This window comes from Nocardiopsis suaedae (assembly GCF_027706745.1).
Lineage (GTDB): Bacteria > Actinomycetota > Actinomycetes > Streptosporangiales > Streptosporangiaceae > Nocardiopsis_A > Nocardiopsis_A suaedae.
On sequence record NZ_JAQFWP010000079.1, the window covers coordinates 1 to 17,572 of the forward strand.

Annotated in this window: 18 protein-coding genes, 1 pseudogene and 1 CRISPR repeat array; of the genes and pseudogenes, 12 read left to right on the forward strand and 7 right to left on the reverse strand. The window is 74.1% G+C overall.

What is annotated here, in order from left to right; genetic code table 11:
* Position 1 precedes the first annotated feature (1 nt).
* Positions 2-610, reverse strand: a complete 609-nt coding sequence (locus O4U47_RS27610) for a hypothetical protein (RefSeq protein ID WP_270680906.1) — start codon at positions 608-610, stop codon at positions 2-4.
* Between the two features lie 573 nt (positions 611-1,183).
* Positions 1,184-2,578 carry an AMP-binding protein gene (locus tag O4U47_RS27615; protein WP_270680907.1) on the reverse strand — a complete coding sequence of 465 codons (1,395 nt, stop codon included), beginning with the start codon at positions 2,576-2,578 and terminating at the stop codon, positions 1,184-1,186.
* A gap of 150 nt (positions 2,579-2,728) precedes the next feature.
* Between O4U47_RS27615 and O4U47_RS27620 the strand changes: the two genes are divergently transcribed.
* Both O4U47_RS27620 and O4U47_RS27625 read left to right on the forward strand, forming a co-directional pair.
* The gene (locus tag O4U47_RS27620; RefSeq protein ID WP_270680908.1) at positions 2,729-3,100 is read left to right on the forward strand and encodes a hypothetical protein; all 372 of its coding nucleotides are present in this window, start codon (positions 2,729-2,731) and stop codon (positions 3,098-3,100) included.
* A gap of 94 nt (positions 3,101-3,194) precedes the next feature.
* Positions 3,195-3,528: direct repeats of the CRISPR family, unit length 29 nt; unit sequence GTGCTCCCCGCACGCGCGGGGATGGACCC.
* A 330-nt stretch (positions 3,529-3,858) separates the two neighbouring features.
* Positions 3,859-4,599, forward strand: a complete 741-nt coding sequence (locus O4U47_RS27625; RefSeq protein WP_270680909.1) for a CPBP family intramembrane glutamic endopeptidase — start codon at positions 3,859-3,861, stop codon at positions 4,597-4,599.
* Between the two features lie 19 nt (positions 4,600-4,618).
* Here O4U47_RS27625 and O4U47_RS27630 read toward each other — a convergent pair whose 3' ends face one another.
* Positions 4,619-5,377 carry a MerR family transcriptional regulator gene (locus tag O4U47_RS27630; protein WP_270680910.1) on the reverse strand — a complete coding sequence of 253 codons (759 nt, stop codon included), beginning with the start codon at positions 5,375-5,377 and terminating at the stop codon, positions 4,619-4,621.
* Between the two features lie 47 nt (positions 5,378-5,424).
* Here O4U47_RS27630 and O4U47_RS27635 point away from each other — a divergent pair, with 47 nt between their 5' ends.
* Positions 5,425-5,904: a DUF6194 family protein gene (locus tag O4U47_RS27635; RefSeq protein ID WP_270680929.1), complete on the forward strand. Its 480-nt coding sequence runs from the start codon at positions 5,425-5,427 to the stop codon at positions 5,902-5,904.
* A gap of 85 nt (positions 5,905-5,989) precedes the next feature.
* A complete protein-coding gene (locus O4U47_RS27640) occupies positions 5,990-6,412 on the forward strand; it encodes a MerR family transcriptional regulator (RefSeq protein WP_270680911.1) in 423 nt (140 codons plus the stop codon).
* A 48-nt stretch (positions 6,413-6,460) separates the two neighbouring features.
* On the opposite strand, the gene O4U47_RS27645 is transcribed toward O4U47_RS27640, so the two are convergent.
* Positions 6,461-6,976 carry a hypothetical protein gene (locus O4U47_RS27645; RefSeq protein ID WP_270680912.1) on the reverse strand — a complete coding sequence of 172 codons (516 nt, stop codon included), beginning with the start codon at positions 6,974-6,976 and terminating at the stop codon, positions 6,461-6,463.
* Positions 6,977-7,245: 269 nt separating this feature from the next.
* Between O4U47_RS27645 and O4U47_RS27650 the strand changes: the two are divergent.
* A pseudogene (locus O4U47_RS27650) lies at positions 7,246-7,896 on the forward strand (GmrSD restriction endonuclease domain-containing protein); the annotation flags it as partial.
* 64 nt (positions 7,897-7,960) lie between these two features.
* Here the strand turns inward: O4U47_RS27650 and O4U47_RS27655 are convergent.
* A complete protein-coding gene (locus tag O4U47_RS27655) occupies positions 7,961-8,557 on the reverse strand; it encodes a snapalysin family zinc-dependent metalloprotease (protein ID WP_270680913.1) in 597 nt (198 codons plus the stop codon).
* A 326-nt stretch (positions 8,558-8,883) separates the two neighbouring features.
* Positions 8,884-9,492 (reverse strand): TetR/AcrR family transcriptional regulator, encoded by a 609-nt coding sequence (locus O4U47_RS27660; protein WP_270680914.1) that lies wholly within the window; start codon positions 9,490-9,492, stop codon positions 8,884-8,886.
* A gap of 147 nt (positions 9,493-9,639) precedes the next feature.
* On the opposite strand from O4U47_RS27660, the gene O4U47_RS27665 reads away from it, so the two are divergent.
* The 7 genes from O4U47_RS27665 to O4U47_RS27695 all read left to right on the forward strand — a co-directional run bounded on the left by O4U47_RS27665 (position 9,640) and on the right by O4U47_RS27695 (position 16,781).
* Positions 9,640-11,091, forward strand: coding sequence for an MFS transporter (locus O4U47_RS27665; protein ID WP_270680915.1), 1,452 nt, complete (start codon positions 9,640-9,642; stop codon positions 11,089-11,091).
* Between the two features lie 613 nt (positions 11,092-11,704).
* Positions 11,705-11,854 (forward strand): hypothetical protein, encoded by a 150-nt coding sequence (locus tag O4U47_RS27670; protein WP_270680916.1) that lies wholly within the window; start codon positions 11,705-11,707, stop codon positions 11,852-11,854.
* Complete coding sequence (gene kdpF / locus O4U47_RS27675; protein ID WP_270680917.1) at positions 11,851-11,940, forward strand: K(+)-transporting ATPase subunit F; 90 nt, start codon at positions 11,851-11,853, stop codon at positions 11,938-11,940. Before O4U47_RS27670 ends, kdpF begins: the two co-directional genes overlap by 4 nt.
* Positions 11,940-13,652: a potassium-transporting ATPase subunit KdpA gene (gene kdpA / locus O4U47_RS27680; protein ID WP_270680918.1), complete on the forward strand. Its 1,713-nt coding sequence runs from the start codon at positions 11,940-11,942 to the stop codon at positions 13,650-13,652. Before kdpF ends, kdpA begins: the two co-directional genes overlap by 1 nt.
* 115 nt (positions 13,653-13,767) lie before the next feature.
* Positions 13,768-15,777 (forward strand): potassium-transporting ATPase subunit KdpB, encoded by a 2,010-nt coding sequence (gene kdpB, locus O4U47_RS27685; RefSeq protein ID WP_270680930.1) that lies wholly within the window; start codon positions 13,768-13,770, stop codon positions 15,775-15,777.
* 1 nt (position 15,778) lies between these two features.
* On the forward strand, positions 15,779-16,354 hold the full coding sequence (kdpC, locus tag O4U47_RS27690) for a K(+)-transporting ATPase subunit C (RefSeq protein WP_270680919.1): 576 nt from the start codon (positions 15,779-15,781) through the stop codon (positions 16,352-16,354).
* A 64-nt stretch (positions 16,355-16,418) separates the two neighbouring features.
* On the forward strand, positions 16,419-16,781 hold the full coding sequence (locus O4U47_RS27695) for a VOC family protein (protein ID WP_270680920.1): 363 nt from the start codon (positions 16,419-16,421) through the stop codon (positions 16,779-16,781).
* A gap of 7 nt (positions 16,782-16,788) precedes the next feature.
* Here O4U47_RS27695 and O4U47_RS27700 read toward each other — a convergent pair whose 3' ends face one another.
* On the reverse strand, positions 16,789-17,430 hold the full coding sequence (locus O4U47_RS27700; protein WP_270680921.1) for a hypothetical protein: 642 nt from the start codon (positions 17,428-17,430) through the stop codon (positions 16,789-16,791).
* Positions 17,431-17,572: the final 142 nt, after the last annotated feature.

The window sequence follows — 17,572 nt, forward strand, 5'->3', positions numbered from 1 at the left end:
GTCAGCAGAAGATCCAGCAGCCGTCGTCGGGGGGCTCCTCGATGGGGTCGTCGTCGGAGGGCGGGCTCTCGTCGCCGCCACCGCCACCGTCGCCGCCTCCACCGCCGCCTCCGGTGTCCCCGCCGCCGCCCCCGCCCCCGCCGCCACCGTCGCCGGGCGGGGCGGCGGGAGCGCTGGTGCCCCCGTCGCCGCCCGAGGGCGGCCCGGGCTCCGCCGGGGCCTCAGGGGTGTCGTCTTCGGTGGAGGGGGTCGGGTCGGCCGTCTCCGCGTCGTCGTCCTCCGCGTCGTCGGGGGAGGCCCCGGGGTCGGCGGAGGGGCTGGTGGCGCTCGTCGGGGCGGGCCCGGTCGGGGCCGGGCCGCCGGGTGAGGCCGAGGAGGCGGACGGGCGGGCCTCCGGGGTCGGGGAGACGCCTCCGCTGCCGCCACCCGCGGAGGAGCGCGGCCCGTCGGACGACGGGGAGAGGGAGGCGACGACGAGGGCGCCGGTGAGGGCGGTTCCCGCGCCGATGACGGTGACCACGGTCAGCCGTCGGCGCCGGCGCTCGGCCTTCTTCTGGCGACGCGTCGCGCGCGGTGCTGCCCCGTCCGGGGAGGGCCCGTCGTCGACCATGGGGGATCGTGCCTTTCCGGTTCCGGCAATGCTTCCGAGAAGGGGCGCCTGGCGTGGGCGAGGGGGATCCGGACACTTCATAGCGCGACATCCCGGAGTGTCAAACCGGGGCGGAACGCCGGAAGTGGGCGGGCGGCGCTTACGTGACAGACGCACGCGATCACCCCGGGGATCCGTTGAGGGACGAATCGGTCTTCCGGGGCGGACGCGAGAGGGGCGGAGGCGAAGGGCGTCCCGTTCCGACAGGAGCCGGGGCGGGGCGCCTTGCGCCGCCGAGATGCGCATCATAGGTGCGTCCGGTGACTCCGGAAACCCGGCCCGGAGGCATCGCGGCGTATCGGAACGGCGGGGCGTCGTGCAACAGGGGGGATGGGCGCCGCTCAGGGCGCTGGAGACGGCCGGGCCCGCCCCCACCGTTCGTCGCCGCCTGGGGCCGTCCCGCGTGGCGACATCGCCGAAACAACGCACGTGAGGTGTCGATTCCACCACGCCGGACGGCGGGCCGGCCCGGGCGGGCGCTCGTTCCCCGGACGCGGCCCCGGCCGGGGCGTGCCGATCCCTTCCCCCACCGGGTCAGAGCAGGGACTTCTGCACCTTCCCCATCGCATTGCGCGGCAGGGCGTCGACCACGCGCACCTCCCGGGGGCGCTTGTGCACCGACAGGCGACCGGCAACGAAGCCGACCACGTCCTTCTCGTCGATCCCCTCGCCCACCAGGTACGCCACGATCCGCTGACCGAGGTCCTCGTCCGGGACGCCCACCACCGCGGCCTCCCGCACGGACGGGTGGTCCAACAGGGCGGACTCCACCTCCCCGGCGCCGACGCGGTAGCCGCCGCTCTTGATCAGGTCCACCGACATGCGCCCCACGATCCGGTACCGCCCGTCGGCGTCCACCGCGGCCGCGTCCCCGGTCGCGAACCACCCGTCGGGCGTCCACGCCTCCACCGTCGCCTCGGGCAGCCCCAGGTACCCGTCGAACATCGTCGCCCCGCGCACCTGCAGCGCGCCGATACTCTCCCCGTCGGCCGGGACCGGGGCGCCGTCCTCCCCGCGCAGGCGGGCCTGCACGCCGGTGACCGGACGGCCGACCCACCCGGTCCTCGCCGGTTCATCCGCCCGTGCCGCCAGGGTGATGAGCGATTCCGTCATGCCGTAGCGCTCGACGGGCGCGAGCCCCGCGGCGGCCTCCATCGCCTGCGCGACACCGGCCGGGAGCCCCGCGCTGCCCGACACCAGGAGCCGCGCCGACCCCAGGGCCGTGGCGGCGTCGCGCTCGCGGGCGATGCGCGACCACACCGTCGGCACCCCGAAGAACAGCGTGCCCCCGGCCTCGGCGGCCGCCGCATAGGCCTCCGGGCGCGGGCGCACCGTGTGCACCAGCGGGCTGCCGGTGCGCAGCGCGCCCAGCAGGCCGAGTACGAGCCCGTGGACGTGGAACAGCGGCAGACCGTGCACCAGTACGTCGTCCCGCGTCCATCGCCAGGCGTCGGCGAGGCCGTCGAGGTCGGCGGCGACGGCGCGGCGCGGGATCAGGACGCCCTTCGGCGGGCCGGTGGTGCCGGAGGTGTACATGATGAGGGCGGCGGCCTCTGGGCCCGGGTCGGCGGCGCGGAACCCGGCGGGGGCACGGTCGGCCGGGGCGGCGGGCACGCGCGGGACGCCGACCTCGTCGAGGGCGGGTCCGGCCCAGAGGGCGGCCTTGGAGTCGTCGAGGATGTGCCGCCGCTCCGCCGTGCCCGCGTCGGCCGGGACCGGCACCACCGGGACCCCGGCGAGCACGCCGCCGACGACGGCCACGACGGTGGAGAGGGAGGACTCCCCGTGCACGGCGACCGCGGGCGCGCCCGCGATGCGCGCGGCGAACGCCGACGCGGCCTCCCAGAGTGAGGACCGGTCGATCGCTTCGTCCCCCACGCGTACGGCGGGGACGTCGGTCCGCCCCTGGTCGGCGCTGCCCAGCAGCATCGCGTACCTCCTCCTCATGCCCGCGGGACCGCCCCGCGGAGGTCGGCGCGTGATCAAGACTGCCACGCAGGGGTGCAGGGGCGTGCGGGAGGTGGTCCGAGAATCCCGGAAGCGGGGGAGCGCGGGGCGGGGGTGTGGCAGGGTCGGTCCGTGTTCCTTCCACGCGACCAGGTCGCTTTCGTGTTCGGACCCGCCCCGGTGCTGCTGATGGGCGGGGCCCCGGTGCACGGGCTGCTGCCGGTCGTCCGCGGTGCGGCGGACGGTGCCCTGCCGGTGTGCGACGGCTGGAGGATCGAGGCGGGCGTGACCATACTGGTGGTCGACGGCCCAGGTGACGACGGCCTGCTGCTTCAAGGGGCGGTGGACGTCGACGACGCGCGACACGTGGCGGCCTGGGGCGCGGCGGTGCAGGAGAGGGACGGGGCCCTGGTGCTGTCGGTGGAGGAGCTGCCGGGGCGGCCGGATTGGCCGCGACTGCTGAGCGACGGGATCGCGCGGGGCGGCTTCATGAAGAAGGCGTGAGCGGATCTCGGCGACCGGGCGCCGGTGGCGGGGGAGAGGTGCCAAAGTGGTCTGAGGAGAGAGGGCTGGACTCCGTCACCGCAGGTGGGGGAGAGTGCTCCCCGCACGCGCGGGGATGGACCCCCGCGGGGCGGGCACCAGCACCGACCCGACCGGTGCTCCCCGCACGCGCGGGGATGGACCCAGTGCGCAGGTGGGGATAGGTGTGGTTTAGGTGTGCTCCCCGCACGCGCGGGGATGGACCCCGGTCGATGATGATCCCGCGCTCGTCCTGGGTGTGTTCCCCGCACGCGCGGGGATGGATCCAACTACGGCAGCGCGATCGGCCCGGCGGCCATGTGCTCCCCGCACGCGCGGGGATGGACTCGTGCGGAGGTCGGTGAGCTGGCGCTCGTACTCACGCTCCCCGCACGCGCGGGGATGGACCTGACCTCGGCCAGTCGTAGCGCGTGGACGGGGTATGCGCCCGGCAAGTGTGCGGCGCGTCCATCCACCTCAGGCCTGGGCGCCTCTGGAGTGATCGGTGCTCCCGGTGCCCTGTGGCGCGGGGATGTGCTCCGCCGCTCCGCTCCGCATCCTCCAGTAGTGACGCCACGTCACACCCGATCCCTGACGTGTCGCCACTCCCGGCCCCGCCTCATCGGCGATGGAATCGGCTGTGTCACCCCGACACCGGACGCTGCCGGTCGACCGGCGCGTCACCCGGGGGCGACGCCCGAACCCGCATCGGCCGTTCCACCGCCTAGGAGGCCTCCGCCATGTCCGCCACCGGCCCCGAGCCACTGTCCACCCCCACCCCTTCCACCGCATCCGCATCGCCCGACCGCCCCGGTTGGCCCGAGATCGCCGTCGGGCTCGTCGGGCTCGTGGTCACCACGGCCGGGCTCTTCTTCTTCGGGTCGAACGGTCCCCTCGACCTCGACCCCGTCGCCTTCGGGCTGGTCGTCGCCGCCTGGTCGGGCATCGCGGGCCTCGTCGGCTTCGGCGCGGCCTTCGCCGTCCGCCGCCGTCCGCTCGAGGCCTTCGGTGTGCGCCGCACGACCTGGCGCTGGATGCTCGTCGGCGCGGCGGCCGGGCTGTTCGCCCTCGGCGCCAAGACGGCCGTGAACGCCGCCATCATGTCCTTCACCGACTTCGCGGACACCAACCCCCAGGGCATGTACTTCGACGCCGCCGGGGGCGGTGCGCTGCCCCTGGCGCTGACCTTCCTCTTCCTGGCGGTCCTCACGCCCATCGGGGAGGAGTTCCTCTTTCGCGGTGTCGTCACCAACGCGCTCCTGCGCTACGGCCCGCTGGTGGGCGTCCTCGGGAGTTCGGCCGTCTTCGCCCTCTTCCACGGCTTCAACTTCATCCTCCCCAGCGCCTTCATCGTGGGCGTCGTGGCCGCTGAGGTGATGCGCCGGAGCGGGTCCATCTGGCCCGCGGTGGCCGTGCACACGGTCAACAACACGGCTCTGCCCCTGCTCGTCCTCCTCACGCAGGGCGCCTCGGGTGCCTGAGGGGACGGTGGGGCGGCGCTCACCGCTCGGACGGACGGCCGACGATGACCCCGGAGAGCGCCGTCCCGGCGCGGAGCAGGGCGACCATCCGGTCGGCGATCGCGCCGATCCTGGTCTCCAGCACGGCGAGCGGCTCGTCCAGCCCCTCCAGCCCGCGCACGGCCTCGATCGTCCTCTGCACATCGGGGACGCGGTACCCGGCGGCGCGCAGGGCGGCGGTGATGCGGGCCTCGCGGATCGCCGCCGGCGGGTACCGGCGCGCCGCCGCCGCCCGGGTGGTGACCCGTTCCGGCGCGACGAGCCCGCACTTCTCCCAGAAGCGCAGGGTGGACGCGCGCACCCCCAGGGCTCCGGCGAGCTCGCCGATCGTCATCGCGTCCCCGGGGGCGGGGTCGGCGTCCGCCGCGGCCTCGGCGCTGATCGTCCGCAGCGCGTGCCGTGCGGCGAGCGCCTCCTCCCGCTCCCGGGCCAGCGCGGCGTGCAGCGAGGCGATGGCGGCCGCCGCCTCGTCGTAGGCCGACGCGCGGATGCCGTGCATCGTGCGGCGGGCGACGACGGGCCCAACGGCCGCGGCCAGGTCGCGGTAGGCGCGCAGGTCGCGCACGTGCTCCGGAGAGAAGCGGCGGTATCCGTTGGCGGCGCGCGGCGCCGGCGGGATGACGCCTTGGGCCTCCAGGTCGCGGATCTGCTGGACGGAGTAGCCGGTCGCGGCGGAGACGTCCCTGGTGCGGAGGGGGCCGTCCGCCGTTCCGGTGCGCTCCGCCGCTCCACTGGCCATCGGTCAACCCTCCATAAGCACTTCAACCCCATACTTCAACCATGAGTATGCAGCGGATCCTGGATGCCGTGCGCGCCCTCGACGGCGTGCTGGAACTCGCGCCCGCGGAGGGCAGCGGGTTCCCCGAGCTCGCCTGGGGCGACCACTTCTTCTACTACGCGCCCGACGGGAAGGTCCCCGAGCGGGAGCAGCCCTACGCCACGATCGTGACGAAGGACTACCCGGACGACACCGCGTCCGACCTGGGCGGGGAAGGCCGGTGGCGGCTGAACGTCCACGTCGGCAAGGCCGTCGCCGCCCAGGTCGTGGGAGGGGAGGCGGGAGCCGCGTCGGACGCGCCCGACTTCAGCGCCTCCGACGTGTTCCTGCCCCACCCCGTGTACGGCCCGCTGGGGTGGATCGCCGTCGTCGTGCCGGGGGAGCGGACGTGCGGCAGAGCGGTCGAACTGCTCCGCGACGCCCACGAGCAGGCGCGGAAGCGGGCCGAGCGCCGTGCGGCGGTCGGCGGGGCGGGGAGCGGGGGCTGACGCTCCGCGCTTTTCACGGCGGGGCGGCCGTTTGGGCCGGGAACCACTCTCCTCCCCGTGCCGGAAGAGGCGTAGATTGACGGCCATGGCTGTTGTCGAGACCGACGGACTGTCCATCGCCGAAGCCGCCGTCTACACCGGGCTGACGGCGGACACACTGCGCTACTACGAACGGATCGGGCTGGTCGGCCCCGTGCCCAGGGACGGCGACGGTAGGCGGCGCTACGACCGGGACACCCTCCACTGGCTGGAGACCGTGCTCGTCCTGCGCGACACCGGGATGCCGGTGCGCGAGATGGTCCGCTACACCCGGCTCGCCCGGCAGGGCGACGCCACGGCGGACGAGCGCCGCGGCATCATGGCCGAGCACCTCGACCGCCTGCGCGAGCAGGAGGAGAGGGTCGCCAAGGCGCGCCGATTCGTGCAGACGAAGATCGACGTCTACGACGGTGTTCTGAAGTCCTGCGCACCGCCGCCCGACGAGCCGGGCGACCGCGCACGGCCCTGACCGCCCGCCGGTCCCCTCGCCCGCGGGGGACCGGCGGGCGCGGGACCATCACGCCTCTCGGGCGATCCCCAGGGCGGTTCTTCTGACCTCTTCCCGGCCCAGCAGCCCCGCGCTGTCGCGGACCTCCACGGCCACGCCCGGTTCATCGAGCCAGAACGCCTCCGCGGCCCCGGCGAACCCGGGCGACCCCCGGTGGTCGAACGCCTCCAGCTCCCACTCCCGCGCGTCGCGCTCGTGGTACTCGGCCAGGAACGCGCGCACCTCCTCCGGCCCGGTCAGCGCCTCCGCGCGCACCACCAGCACCTGGAGCTCCACCCGGAAGCCCCCTCCGGGCAGCGCCCTCTCCCAGGTGCGGGCGGTGAAGTCCGCCCCGCCCCAGGCGTAGGAGAACTCCGAGGCCTCCACCTCGGCGCCCTCGGCCAGCGCCGCGGGCACGTACCCGATCGCGAATCCGTCCACCGTTCCCCCTTCCGGCCCCGGCGCCGCAGCGGCGGCGGCCGCGGTCGCGAGCACGGCGGCGAGCACCGCCGCCCACGCGCGCACGGTACCTCTCACGAACCGCATGCCCGTCGCACCTCCCTCCCCGGCCCAGAGGCCCTCTCCGGGCCGGCGGGACCAGCGTGCCGCCGCGGCCGGCCGTGCGGGGACCGGATTCCCGGCCTGTGGACGGGCGGGGCGGTGCCCTGCGGCGCCGGGCACGCGGACCCGCCCGGGTCCGACACGCGTCATCGCCCGTTAACCGAGGGTCATTGCGCGGCTCGCCTCGGCGGGGGACGCTCGAAGCGCCGCAAGGCGCCGAAACCGACCCCGCTACACCGAGGAAACGGAGCCCCATGCCGCACCGAACCCCCCGGCGTGTTCTCGGCCTGTCCGCCGCCGCCATCGCCGCGGCCGCCGCTGCCGCCCTGCTGCCCGCCGCACCGGCCGCCGCCGCGTCGCTGCCGCCCGGCATCCCCTCCGCCTCCGAGGCCCGCGGCCAGCTCGACGGCCTGCAGGTCCGCCCCGAAGGCGCCTCCGAACCCTACGACCGGTCGCTCTTCCCGCACTGGGGCGCCGTCGACGGCAACTGCAACGCCCGCGAATACGTCCTGCGCCGCGACGGCGAGAACGTGGAGACCGACGGCGCGTGCCGCGCGGTCTCGGGCACGTGGTTCAGCGCCTTCGACGGCGAGACCACCACCGACTCCTCGTCCTTCGACGTGGACCACATGGTCCCGCTGGCCGAGGCCTGGCGCTCGGGCGCCGACACCTGGTCCTCGTCCAAGCGCTGGTCCTTCGCCAACAACGTGGAGGGCCCCCTGCTCTGGGCGGTGTCGGCCTCCAGCAACCGGGAGAAGAGCGACCAGGACCCCTCCGAGTGGCGGCCCTCCCGCTCGGCCGTCCACTGCGACTACGCCAAGTCCTGGATCAACGCCAAGCACCGCTACGGCCTGACCGTCGACAGCGACGAGAAGGCCGCCCTTACGGGCATGCTCGACCGCTCCGGGTGTGGGGCGCGCGGGCGGGGGGCCGGGGGGCCCGCCGACGGCGCCGGACCGGCGGAGCGGTCTAGGGGCGGTCGACGACGACGGTCCCCGCGGCCGGGGTCTGCGCGGCGGCCCCGCCGCCGTACAGCTGCTCGACCCGGGAGCGCTCCTGGCGGTTCGGGGTGGCGTTGGTGCAGCCCACCCCGCCCGTGGAGCCGGACATCAGGGAGGAGCAGGGCCCGGGCTTGACGTCCGGCAGGCCGAGGTTGTGCCCGAGCTCGTGGGCGGCGATGCGCACCGTGTCGTGGCCCTGCTGCACGGCCTGGCGGCCGAACCAGATGGTGGCCGACCCGCCGGGCCGCACCGGGCCCAGGGTCGCCATCGGCCAGCCGTCGGTGGCCACGACGGTGATCTCGGCGCGCTGGCCGGGCTCGGCGGGCACCAGTTCGACGTTGTCGACGGCCGCGTTCCATTCGGCGGCGCCGGCCGCCACCGCGTCCTGGAACTCTCCGGCCCTGCTGTCGTCGTAGCGCAGGACGGTCTGCTGGACGGCGGCGTCGCCGCCGGGTGCGGGTGCGGGTGCGGGGGAGGCGGCCGCCGGGGAGGCGACCGCGCCGCCGCCGATCAGGGCGGCGACGGTGGCGATGACGAGGGTGAGTGGGGATACCCGTCGCGTCATGTGCGAACTCCTTGCGGGTGGGGGAGCGTCGGCCCTTTTGGGGCTCGCGTGAGTCTAAGTCCGCCCCGGTCCTACTACAAGGGGTGTTCGCGCGGGTTCCGTGTGTCACGGACGCGGCCGGATGCGGGCATCCGGGCGGCCCGCCCTTGACCTGTTCCTGCGCGCTGCGACGGTGTGGGCAGGCAGGGGTGGCCGTCGTCCTCAGGAGAGGGTGTGCCCCGTCCCGCCCGGCTCGCCGTCGTTCATCCCCGGACACCGGCGGCACGTGCGCACACGGGGCGGGCGGATGCGCCGCGGTGGCGGCGGCCGCCCTTCGCCGGGCGGTGTCATCCCCCGGCCAGCCGTGTCAGGACCACGTCGACCACGTCGGCAACGTACGCGTCCGGGATGGCCGCCTCGCCGGTCAGGCAGCGGTGCGTGAGCATCGCCGGACCGACCTCGGCCAGCAGGTCCAGGTCGCCCGCCGGGGTGTCGGCCTGGGTCGGAGACGCGCTCAGCACCTCCCGGATGCGCACCTTGCAGGGGGCGACCACGTGGTCGTTGACCAGCGTGCGCATGAACCCGGTGTCGGTGCCCGCCTCGGAGGCCACCGCCTGGAAGAGCGTGCCGCTCGTGTCGTTGAACACCGACTGCAGGAAGCCCAGGAGGGCGACGAGGTCGGTGCGGGTGTCGCCGGTGCGCGGGACCTCGTCGGGGTCGGGCAGGGTGCCGCGCAGGGCGTCGCGCAGCATCGCCTCCTTGTCAGGCCACCTGCGGTACAGGGCGGACTTCCCGGTTCCCGCGGCGGCGGCGACGCTCTCCATGGTCAGGTTCGCGTAGCCGGTCGTGCGCAGCTCCTCCATGACGGCGGCGAAGATCGCCTGCTTGAGCTCCTCGCCCCGGCGGCGGGTCCGGGCCGGGGCCTCCGCGGCCGGATCGGCGGTGCTGGGCCGCATCGCTGAACCACCTCTCTTCTGGAGCCGGGCACGGACACGATCCTAGTGACCTCTTGTAGTGGACGCACTCGTCCACTATATAGTGAACGTCTGCGTCCCTTAATGGGGGCGCCCCTCGGCGTCCGCCTACCCCCCGGAGGAAGAACCGTGTCCACATCCCCATCCGCCCAGGAGGGCGCGCGGGCGCCCGCCGTGCCCCGCCGGCCCGGCCTGGCGCTCGCGGTCATCGTGGGAGTCGAGCTGATGCTGATGCTCGACATGACGATCATGAACATCGCCCTGCCCGACATCCGCGAGGGCCTGGGCTTCACCCCGACCGGGCTCTCCTGGGTCGTCAACGCCTTCGCCCTCACCTTCGGCGGCCTGCTGCTCCTGGGCGGCCGGGCCGGGGACATCCTCGGCCGCCGCAAGGTCTTCACCGTCGGCGTGCTGATCTTCACCGCCGCCTCCCTCATCGGAGGCCTCGCCGTCTCGGCCGAGATGCTCATCGCCGCCCGCGCCCTCCAGGGCGTCGGCGCCGCGCTCGCCGGACCGAGCACCCTGGCCCTGCTCATGACCCACTTCGAGGAGGGGCCGCCGCGCAACCGGGCGCTGGCGGTCTACTCCACCGCCACCGGGTCGGCCATGGCGCTGGGCCTGCTGGCGGGCGGCGTGATCGCCTTCCTGGCCTCCTGGCGCTGGGTGCTGCTGGTCAACGTGCCCATCGGCATCATCGTGGTGCTCCTGGTGCCGCTGGCGCTGCGGGAGGCCGAGCGCAACGAGGGCCGCTTCGACATCGCGGGGGCGGTGGCCTCCGCGGCCGGACTCACCGCGCTGGTCTACGGGTTCCTCCGCGCCGCCGAAGGCGCCTGGGCCGACCCGGTCACCCTCGGCTGCTTCGCCGCGGGCGTGGTGCTGCTGGCGCTGTTCGTGCTCAACGAGGGCCGGGCCTCCCAGCCGATCATGCCGCTGCGCCTGTTCGCCGAGCGCAGCCGCGCCGCAGGCCTGCTGAACATGCTGCTGGTGCCGGCCACCCTGTTCGCGATGTTCTTCTTCCTGGTCCAGTACCTGCAGGAGGTCCTGGAGCAGTCGCCGATCATCGCGGGGCTGTCGTTCCTGCCCATGGCCGTCGCGGTCTTCGGCGGCGCCCAGGTCGTGCTCAAGCTGGTGCCCAAGACGGGGCCGAAGCCGATCGCGGCCACCGGTGTGGCGCTGATCAGCGCCGCGGCGCTGTGGCTGACCGTGCTCAGCCCCGACGGGGACTACCTGACCGGGGTCCTGGGGCCGATGGTGATGTTCGGGATCGGCGTGGGGTTCAGCGTGGTCCCGCTCAACATGATCATCGTCTCCGGCGTCCCCGCGGAGGACTCCGGCGCGGCCTCGGGGCTGCTCCAGGCGCTCCAGCAGATCGGCGGCGCCCTGGGCCTGGCGGTGCTGGTCGCGGTGTTCGGCGCGGCGAGCCGCGGCGCCGAGGCGGCGGGCGCCGGACCGGCGGGCGTGATGACCGAGGGGATCTCGGGCGCGTTCATGGTCGGCGGCGTCTTCACCATCGTGGCCCTGGCGGCCACCCTGGTCGGCATCAGCGGCGCCGAGGCGAAGGCGGCCGCCGCAGGCGGCTGACCGGCGCGGGGACACCGGCGCCTCCCTGCCCGGGGGCTCCGGGCCGGTCCGGCTGCGGAAGGGGACCGTCGGCCGGGCGGCGCGGTGCCGGGCGGGGAGGCGCGTCTTGACTACCGGCGGAACCGGGTGGACCCGGTTCGGTAGGGGGCCAGGATCGGGGACCGGGGGTTCACCGGGCCGTCAGGGGGTCCAGGGGTTCATCCGTTGCAGCCGCAGGAGCAGCCCGACGCGCAAGAGCACGAAGAGCCGTGACCGCACGAGCATCCGGCCATGAATGCGTCACCTCCCTCTGCTAGGGAGGATCAGCGGTGGGCGGCGTGATGTCAACGGTCGGTCCGTTCCCGGGCACCCCTCCCGAACGGACCGAAATCCGCGCCCCATCCGTACGCCCATCCGTACGCCCTTGCGAGCGCGCTTCCCCGGCCGCGCCTTTCCGGGCTCGGCGTTAAAGGTCCGACAATTCCACCGGCGCACGTCGTAAAGAACCCGTAAGTCCGTCTTGTCCGGTGATGTCCAGGGCGTTGAATCTCCTCTCGGGTGCGAACGCGCCCCACCCCCCGCTCGCAAATCCCCGCGGATCTCCCTGAGATCCCCATGAAAGGAGACGGCTCCGATGGCCGACTTCGTGTTCGTGGGCGTGGCGGCGGCGTTCTTCACGCTGTGCGTCGCCTACGTCCGCGGCTGTGACCGCATCATCGCGGCGGGCGGAGACGCCGACGCCGACGCCTCCGCCGACGCCTCCGCCGGGGTGAGCCCCGAGTGAGCCCGGACGACATCGTCGCGCTGGTCCTCGCGCTGCCCCTGGCCGGATACCTGGTGGCCGCGCTCCTTTTCCCGGAGAGGTTCTGATGTCGGGCGCCGCCTGGTTCCAATTCGCCGCGCTGATCGCGGCCCTCCTCGCCACCGCCCCCTTCCTCGGCCGCTACATCGCCGCGGTCTACGGCGACGGGGAGAAGGCGCCCGGCGACCGGTTCTTCGGACCGGTCGAGCGGGCGGTGTACCGGCTGTGCCGGGTCGACCCGGACGGCGAGCAGCGCTGGACGTCCTACGCGTTGTCGCTGCTGGCGTTCAGCGCCGTGTCCTTCCTCGCCGTCTACGCGCTGCAGCGGCTCCAGCCGGCCCTGCCGCTCAACCCCGTCGGCCTGCCCGCGGTCGAGCCCCGGGTCGCCTTCAACGTCGCGGTCAGCTTCGCCACCAACACCAACTGGCAGGCCTACGGCGGCGAGAGCACGATGAGCCACCTGACCCAGATGCTGGGCCTCACGGTGCAGAACTTCGTGTCGGCCGCGGCGGGCATGGCCGTGATGGCCGCCTTCATCCGCGGCCTGGCCCGGCGCCGCGCCGCCACCCTGGGCAACTTCTGGGTCGACCTGACACGCGGGACGCTGCGCATCCTGCTTCCGCTGTCCACCCTGGTGGCGCTGGTGCTCGCCGGGTGCGGGGTGATCCAGAACCTCAAGGGCCACACGGTGGTGACCACGCTGGAGGGGGCCGCCCAGACCATCCCCGGCGGCCCGGCCGCCTCCCAGGTGGCCATCAAACAGCTCGGTACCAACGGCGGCGGGTTCTTCGACATGAACTCGGCCCACCCGTTCGAGAACGCCGGCGCCCTGTCCAACTTCGTGGAGAACTGGGCGATCCTGGTCATCCCGTTCGCGCTGGCCTTCGCCTTCGGGGCGATGGTGCGCGACCGGCGGCAGGGCCGGGCCGTGTTCGGCATCATGCTCACCGTGTGGGCCGTGATGTCCATCGGCACCATGGCCCTGGAGGCCGGGGGCAGCCCCCGGCTCGACGCCCTGGGCGTGGACCAGAGCGCGACCGCCGACCAGTCCGGCGGCTACCTGGAGGGCAAGGAGGTGCGGTTCGGCCCCGCCGCCTCGGGCCTGTGGGCCGCCTCGACCACCGGGACCTCCAACGGGTCGGTCAACGCCATGCACGACAGCTTCACCCCCGCCGGGGGCGGGCTGGCCATGGTCCACATGATGTTCGGCGAGGTCACCCCCGGCGGCGTCGGCGTGGGCCTGAACGGCCTGCTGGTGATGGCGGTGCTGGCCGTGTTCATCGCCGGGCTGATGGTCGGGCGCACCCCCGAGTACCTGGGCAAGAAGATCCAGGCCGCCGAGATGAAGCTGGTCATGCTCTACGTGCTGGCCATGCCCACCGTGCTGCTGGGCTTCGCCGCGGCCTCGGTGCTGCTGCCCCCGGCACTGGCCTCGCTGGGCAACACGGGCCCACACGGACTCTCGGAGATCCTCTACGGCTACGCCTCCACCGCCAACAACAACGGCTCGGCGTTCGCCGGACTGGACTCCTCCACCACCTGGTACACCACCACGATGGGCCTGGCCATGCTGGTCGGCCGGTTCTTCCTGATCATCCCGGTGCTGGCGATCGCCGGATCCATGGCCGCCAAGCGCCCCGCCCCCGCCACCGCGGGCACCCTGCCCACCCACACCCCGCTCTTCGCCGGAATGACGGTCGGGGTGATGGCCATCGTGGCCGGGCTGACCTTCCTGCCCGCCCTGGCGCTCGGGCCCATCGTCGAGCAGCTTTCCCTGTAGGAGAACGACCGAAGTGACCGAGACACAGCAGGCGGCCCCCGAGGCCGCCCCTCCCGCCGCGCCCGACGGGCGCGGTACGCGCCCCGCCGGGCGCCGGACCACCGTGGACGGCGCCATGGTGCGCCGTGCCGCGGCCGAGTCCTTCCGCAAGCTGCACCCCAGGGTGCAGGCCCGCAACCCCGTCGTGTTCGTAGTGCTGGTGGGCAGTGCGCTGACCACCGTCCTGTTCGTGCGCGACCTGCCCTCGGCCACCGCCGCCCAGAGCGTCTTCGACGGCCTGGTCACCGCCTTCCTCTGGTTCACGGTGCTGTTCGCGAACTTCGCCGAGGCCATGGCCGAGGGGCGGGGCAAGGCCCAGGCCGCCGCGCTTCGCAGCGGCCGGGCGGCGACCACCGCGCGCCGCCGCACGTCCGGCGGCAGCGAGGAGGTGCCCGCCACCGAACTGGCCGTGGGAGACGTGTGCCTGGTGGCCGCGGGCGGGACCGTGCCCGGCGACGGCGACGTGGTCGAGGGCGTGGCCAGCGTCGACGAATCCGCCATCACCGGCGAGTCCGCGCCGGTGATCCGCGAGTCCGGCGGCGACCGCTCCGCGGTCACCGGCGGCACCCGGGTGCTCTCCGACGAGATCGCCGTGCGCATCACCGCCCCTCCGGGCAGGACCTTCCTCGACCGCATGATCGCCATGGTCGAGGGCGCCGAGCGCAAGAAGACCCCCAACGAGGTCGCCCTCACCATCCTGCTCGCCGGGATGACCGCCATCTTCCTGCTGGCCGTGGCCACCCTGCAGCCCTTGGCCGTCTACTCCGGCGCCGGGCAGAGCGTGGTGGTGCTGGTGGCACTGCTCGTCTGCCTCATCCCCACCACCATCGGCGCCCTGCTGTCGGCCATCGGCATCGCGGGCATGGACCGCATGGTGCAGCGCAACGTGCTGGCCGTGTCGGGGCGGGCGGTGGAGGCCTCCGGCGACGTCGACACCCTGCTGCTGGACAAGACCGGCACCGTCACCCTGGGCGACCGGCAGGCCGGCGGCCTGGTGCCCATGCCCGGCGTCACCGACGCCCGACTGGCCGCGGCGGCGCTGGCCGCCTCCCGCGCCGACACCACCCCCGAGGGCCGGTCCATCGTGCGGTACGCCTCCGAGCACCACGGGGCCGGCGCGGACGCCGGGACCGCCGCCGCCGAGCCCGTCCCCTTCACCGCCGAGACGCGGATGAGCGGCCTGGACGGTGAGCGGCTGAGCATCCGCAAGGGCGCCGCCGACGCGGTCCGCACCTGGGTCGAGGGGCAGGGCGGGCGGGTGCCCGAGGCGCTGGACGCCGCGGTCGGCCGGATCTCGGCCGGCGGCGGCACCCCGCTGGCGGTGGCGAGCGCGGACGGGGACGGGGCGCGGGTGCTCGGCGTCGTCCACCTCAAGGACGTCGTCAAGCCCGGCATGCGCGAGCGGTTCGCGCAGATGCGCGCCATGGGCATCCGCACCGTCATGGTCACCGGCGACAACCCGCGCACCGCGCGGGCCATCGCCGACGAGGCCGGGGTGGACGACGTCCTGGCCGAGGCCCGGCCCGAGGACAAGCTCGCCCTCATCCGGCGCGAACAGGCGCGCGGCGCCATGGTCGCCATGACCGGCGACGGCACCAACGACGCCCCGGCGCTGGCCCAGGCCGACGTGGGCGTGGCCATGAACACCGGCACGCAGGCCGCCAAAGAGGCCGGCAACATGGTCGACCTCGACTCCGACCCGACCAAGCTCATCGAGATCGTCGGGGTGGGCAAGCGGATGCTGATCACCCGAGGCGCGCTGACGACCTTCTCCATCGCCAACGACGTCGCCAAGTACTTCGCGATCATCCCGGCGATGTTCTCCGGGGTGCTGCCCGCCCTGGACGCCCTCAACATCATGGGCCTGTCCTCGGCGAACTCGGCGATCCTGTCCGCGGTCGTGTTCAACGCGCTGATCATCGTCGCGCTCATCCCGCTCAGCCTGCGGGGGGTGCGCACGCACGCCGGGACCGCCGCGTCCACGCTCCGCCGCAACCTGCTCGTCTACGGCCTGGGCGGGCTCATCGCCCCGTTCATCGGTATCAAGGCCATCGATCTCGTCCTCACCGCACTGGGGGTGTCCTGACATGCTGCGCCAATTCACCGCGGCGGCGGGAATGCTGGCGGTCCTCACCGTGCTCACCGGGCTCGTCTACCCGCTGGCCGTCACCGGCGCCGCCCAGGCCGCCTTCGGGCACCGGGCCGACGGCTCGATCGTCGAGCGCGACGGCGAGGCGGTCGGCTCGGAGCTGATCGGCCAGCCCTTCGACGGGGAGGGGTACTTCCACCCGCGCCCGTCGGCGATCGGCTACGACGGGGCCGACAGCGGCGGCGCCAACCTCGGCCCCTCCGACGAGGGCCTGCTGGAGGACATCGAGGCCCGCGCGGAGGAGTACCGGGCCGAGAACGGCCTGGCCGACGACGCCGAAGTGCCGGTGGACGCGGTCACCGCGTCGGCCTCCGGGCTCGACCCGCACATCACCGTGGCCAACGCCCGGCTGCAGACCGCCCGCGTGGCCCAGGCGCGCGGGGTGGACACCGCCGAGGTCGCACGGCTCGTCGACGGCAGCACCACCGGGCGCGCCCTGGGCGTCCTGGGGGAGGAGGGCGTGAACGTCCTTGAACTGAACCTGGCGCTGGACGAGGAGGCGCCCGTGCCCTGACCGACAGAGCGGCCGCCGGTGTGTCCCGCTGGCGTTCGGCGCGATTCGTCCCGACCATTCCGGTATGGGAATCACACACGCGAGGACCGTGACCCTCCCGGTCGTCGACCTCGATCGGGCCAGGGAGTTCTACACCGAGGTCCTGGGATTCGCCGTCGTCGCCGACCGGGCCGTGGGGCCGGTGCGCCATCTGGAGGTCGCCCCGCCCGGGGCGCGGACCGGGTTCACGCTGTCGGTCGCCGAGCAGGGGTGCGGGCACGGCATCGTCCTGGAGAGCGACGACGTCGACGGCGACTGCGCGCGCCTGGCGGCGGCGGGGGTGCGCGTGGAGGAGCCGGAGGACCACCCGTGGGGGCGGCAGGCGGGCTTCACCGACCCCGACGGCAACGCCTTCACTCTGGCCGAACCGGTCCCGGACGGGTTCTGACGGGTGTTCAAAGGGCCGCCTCTCCGGGGTCCCGCCCGTCCACGACCGGGACGTCCGGGGCGAACCGGGCCACGCCTGCGGCCAGCTCGGGGCCGCAACGGAACGAGAGCCGGACGCTGCGCTTCTGCACCCCGCCCGGCAGCCACTCCGGGACGCCATTGGGCCGCAGATCGCCCGCCTCCCACCGCCGCCCGCTCGCGGCTTGCTGGAAGCCCTTGGTGCGGTCGTTGTCCGCAACGATGCCGACCTGCGGTTCCCAGCCGGGGATGAACCCGAGCCGCCGGACCCTGCGGCGCCACAGCACGATCCGGTCGACCTCGCTCCAGCGCGCGGACACCTTCGACCTGCCGCGGAGCCGGATCCGTTCGTCGTCCAGGCGCACCGCCGGGCCACGGAAGAACAGGCCGATCGTGAGCAGGAGCGGGTAGCCGAGCAGGGCGAGGACCCCCGTCAGCCTGGCCGCCCAGGCGTAGGTCGGCGTGTCGAGCCCTGTGACGGGGTCGCGGACCATCACTTCACCGGTGCCGGCGGCGGTCACGAGCCACGGGGCGGCGAGCAGCACGAGGAGGCCGAAGGAAAGCCACAGCCACGTCGACAGTCTCAGTCGGTCCTTGACGGTGATCTCAGAGGGGCGGCCGCTGCCGGACATGCGCACTCCTCGTGTTCGAGCGGAATCCCACGACAACGACGCGGTGTCGGCCGGCCCCGTTCCGCCGGACGGGTCACACGGAAGCATCCCATGCGGGGTGTGTCGTGCGGCACAGGTGCGTCCCCGGTGGCCGCGGGGGTCG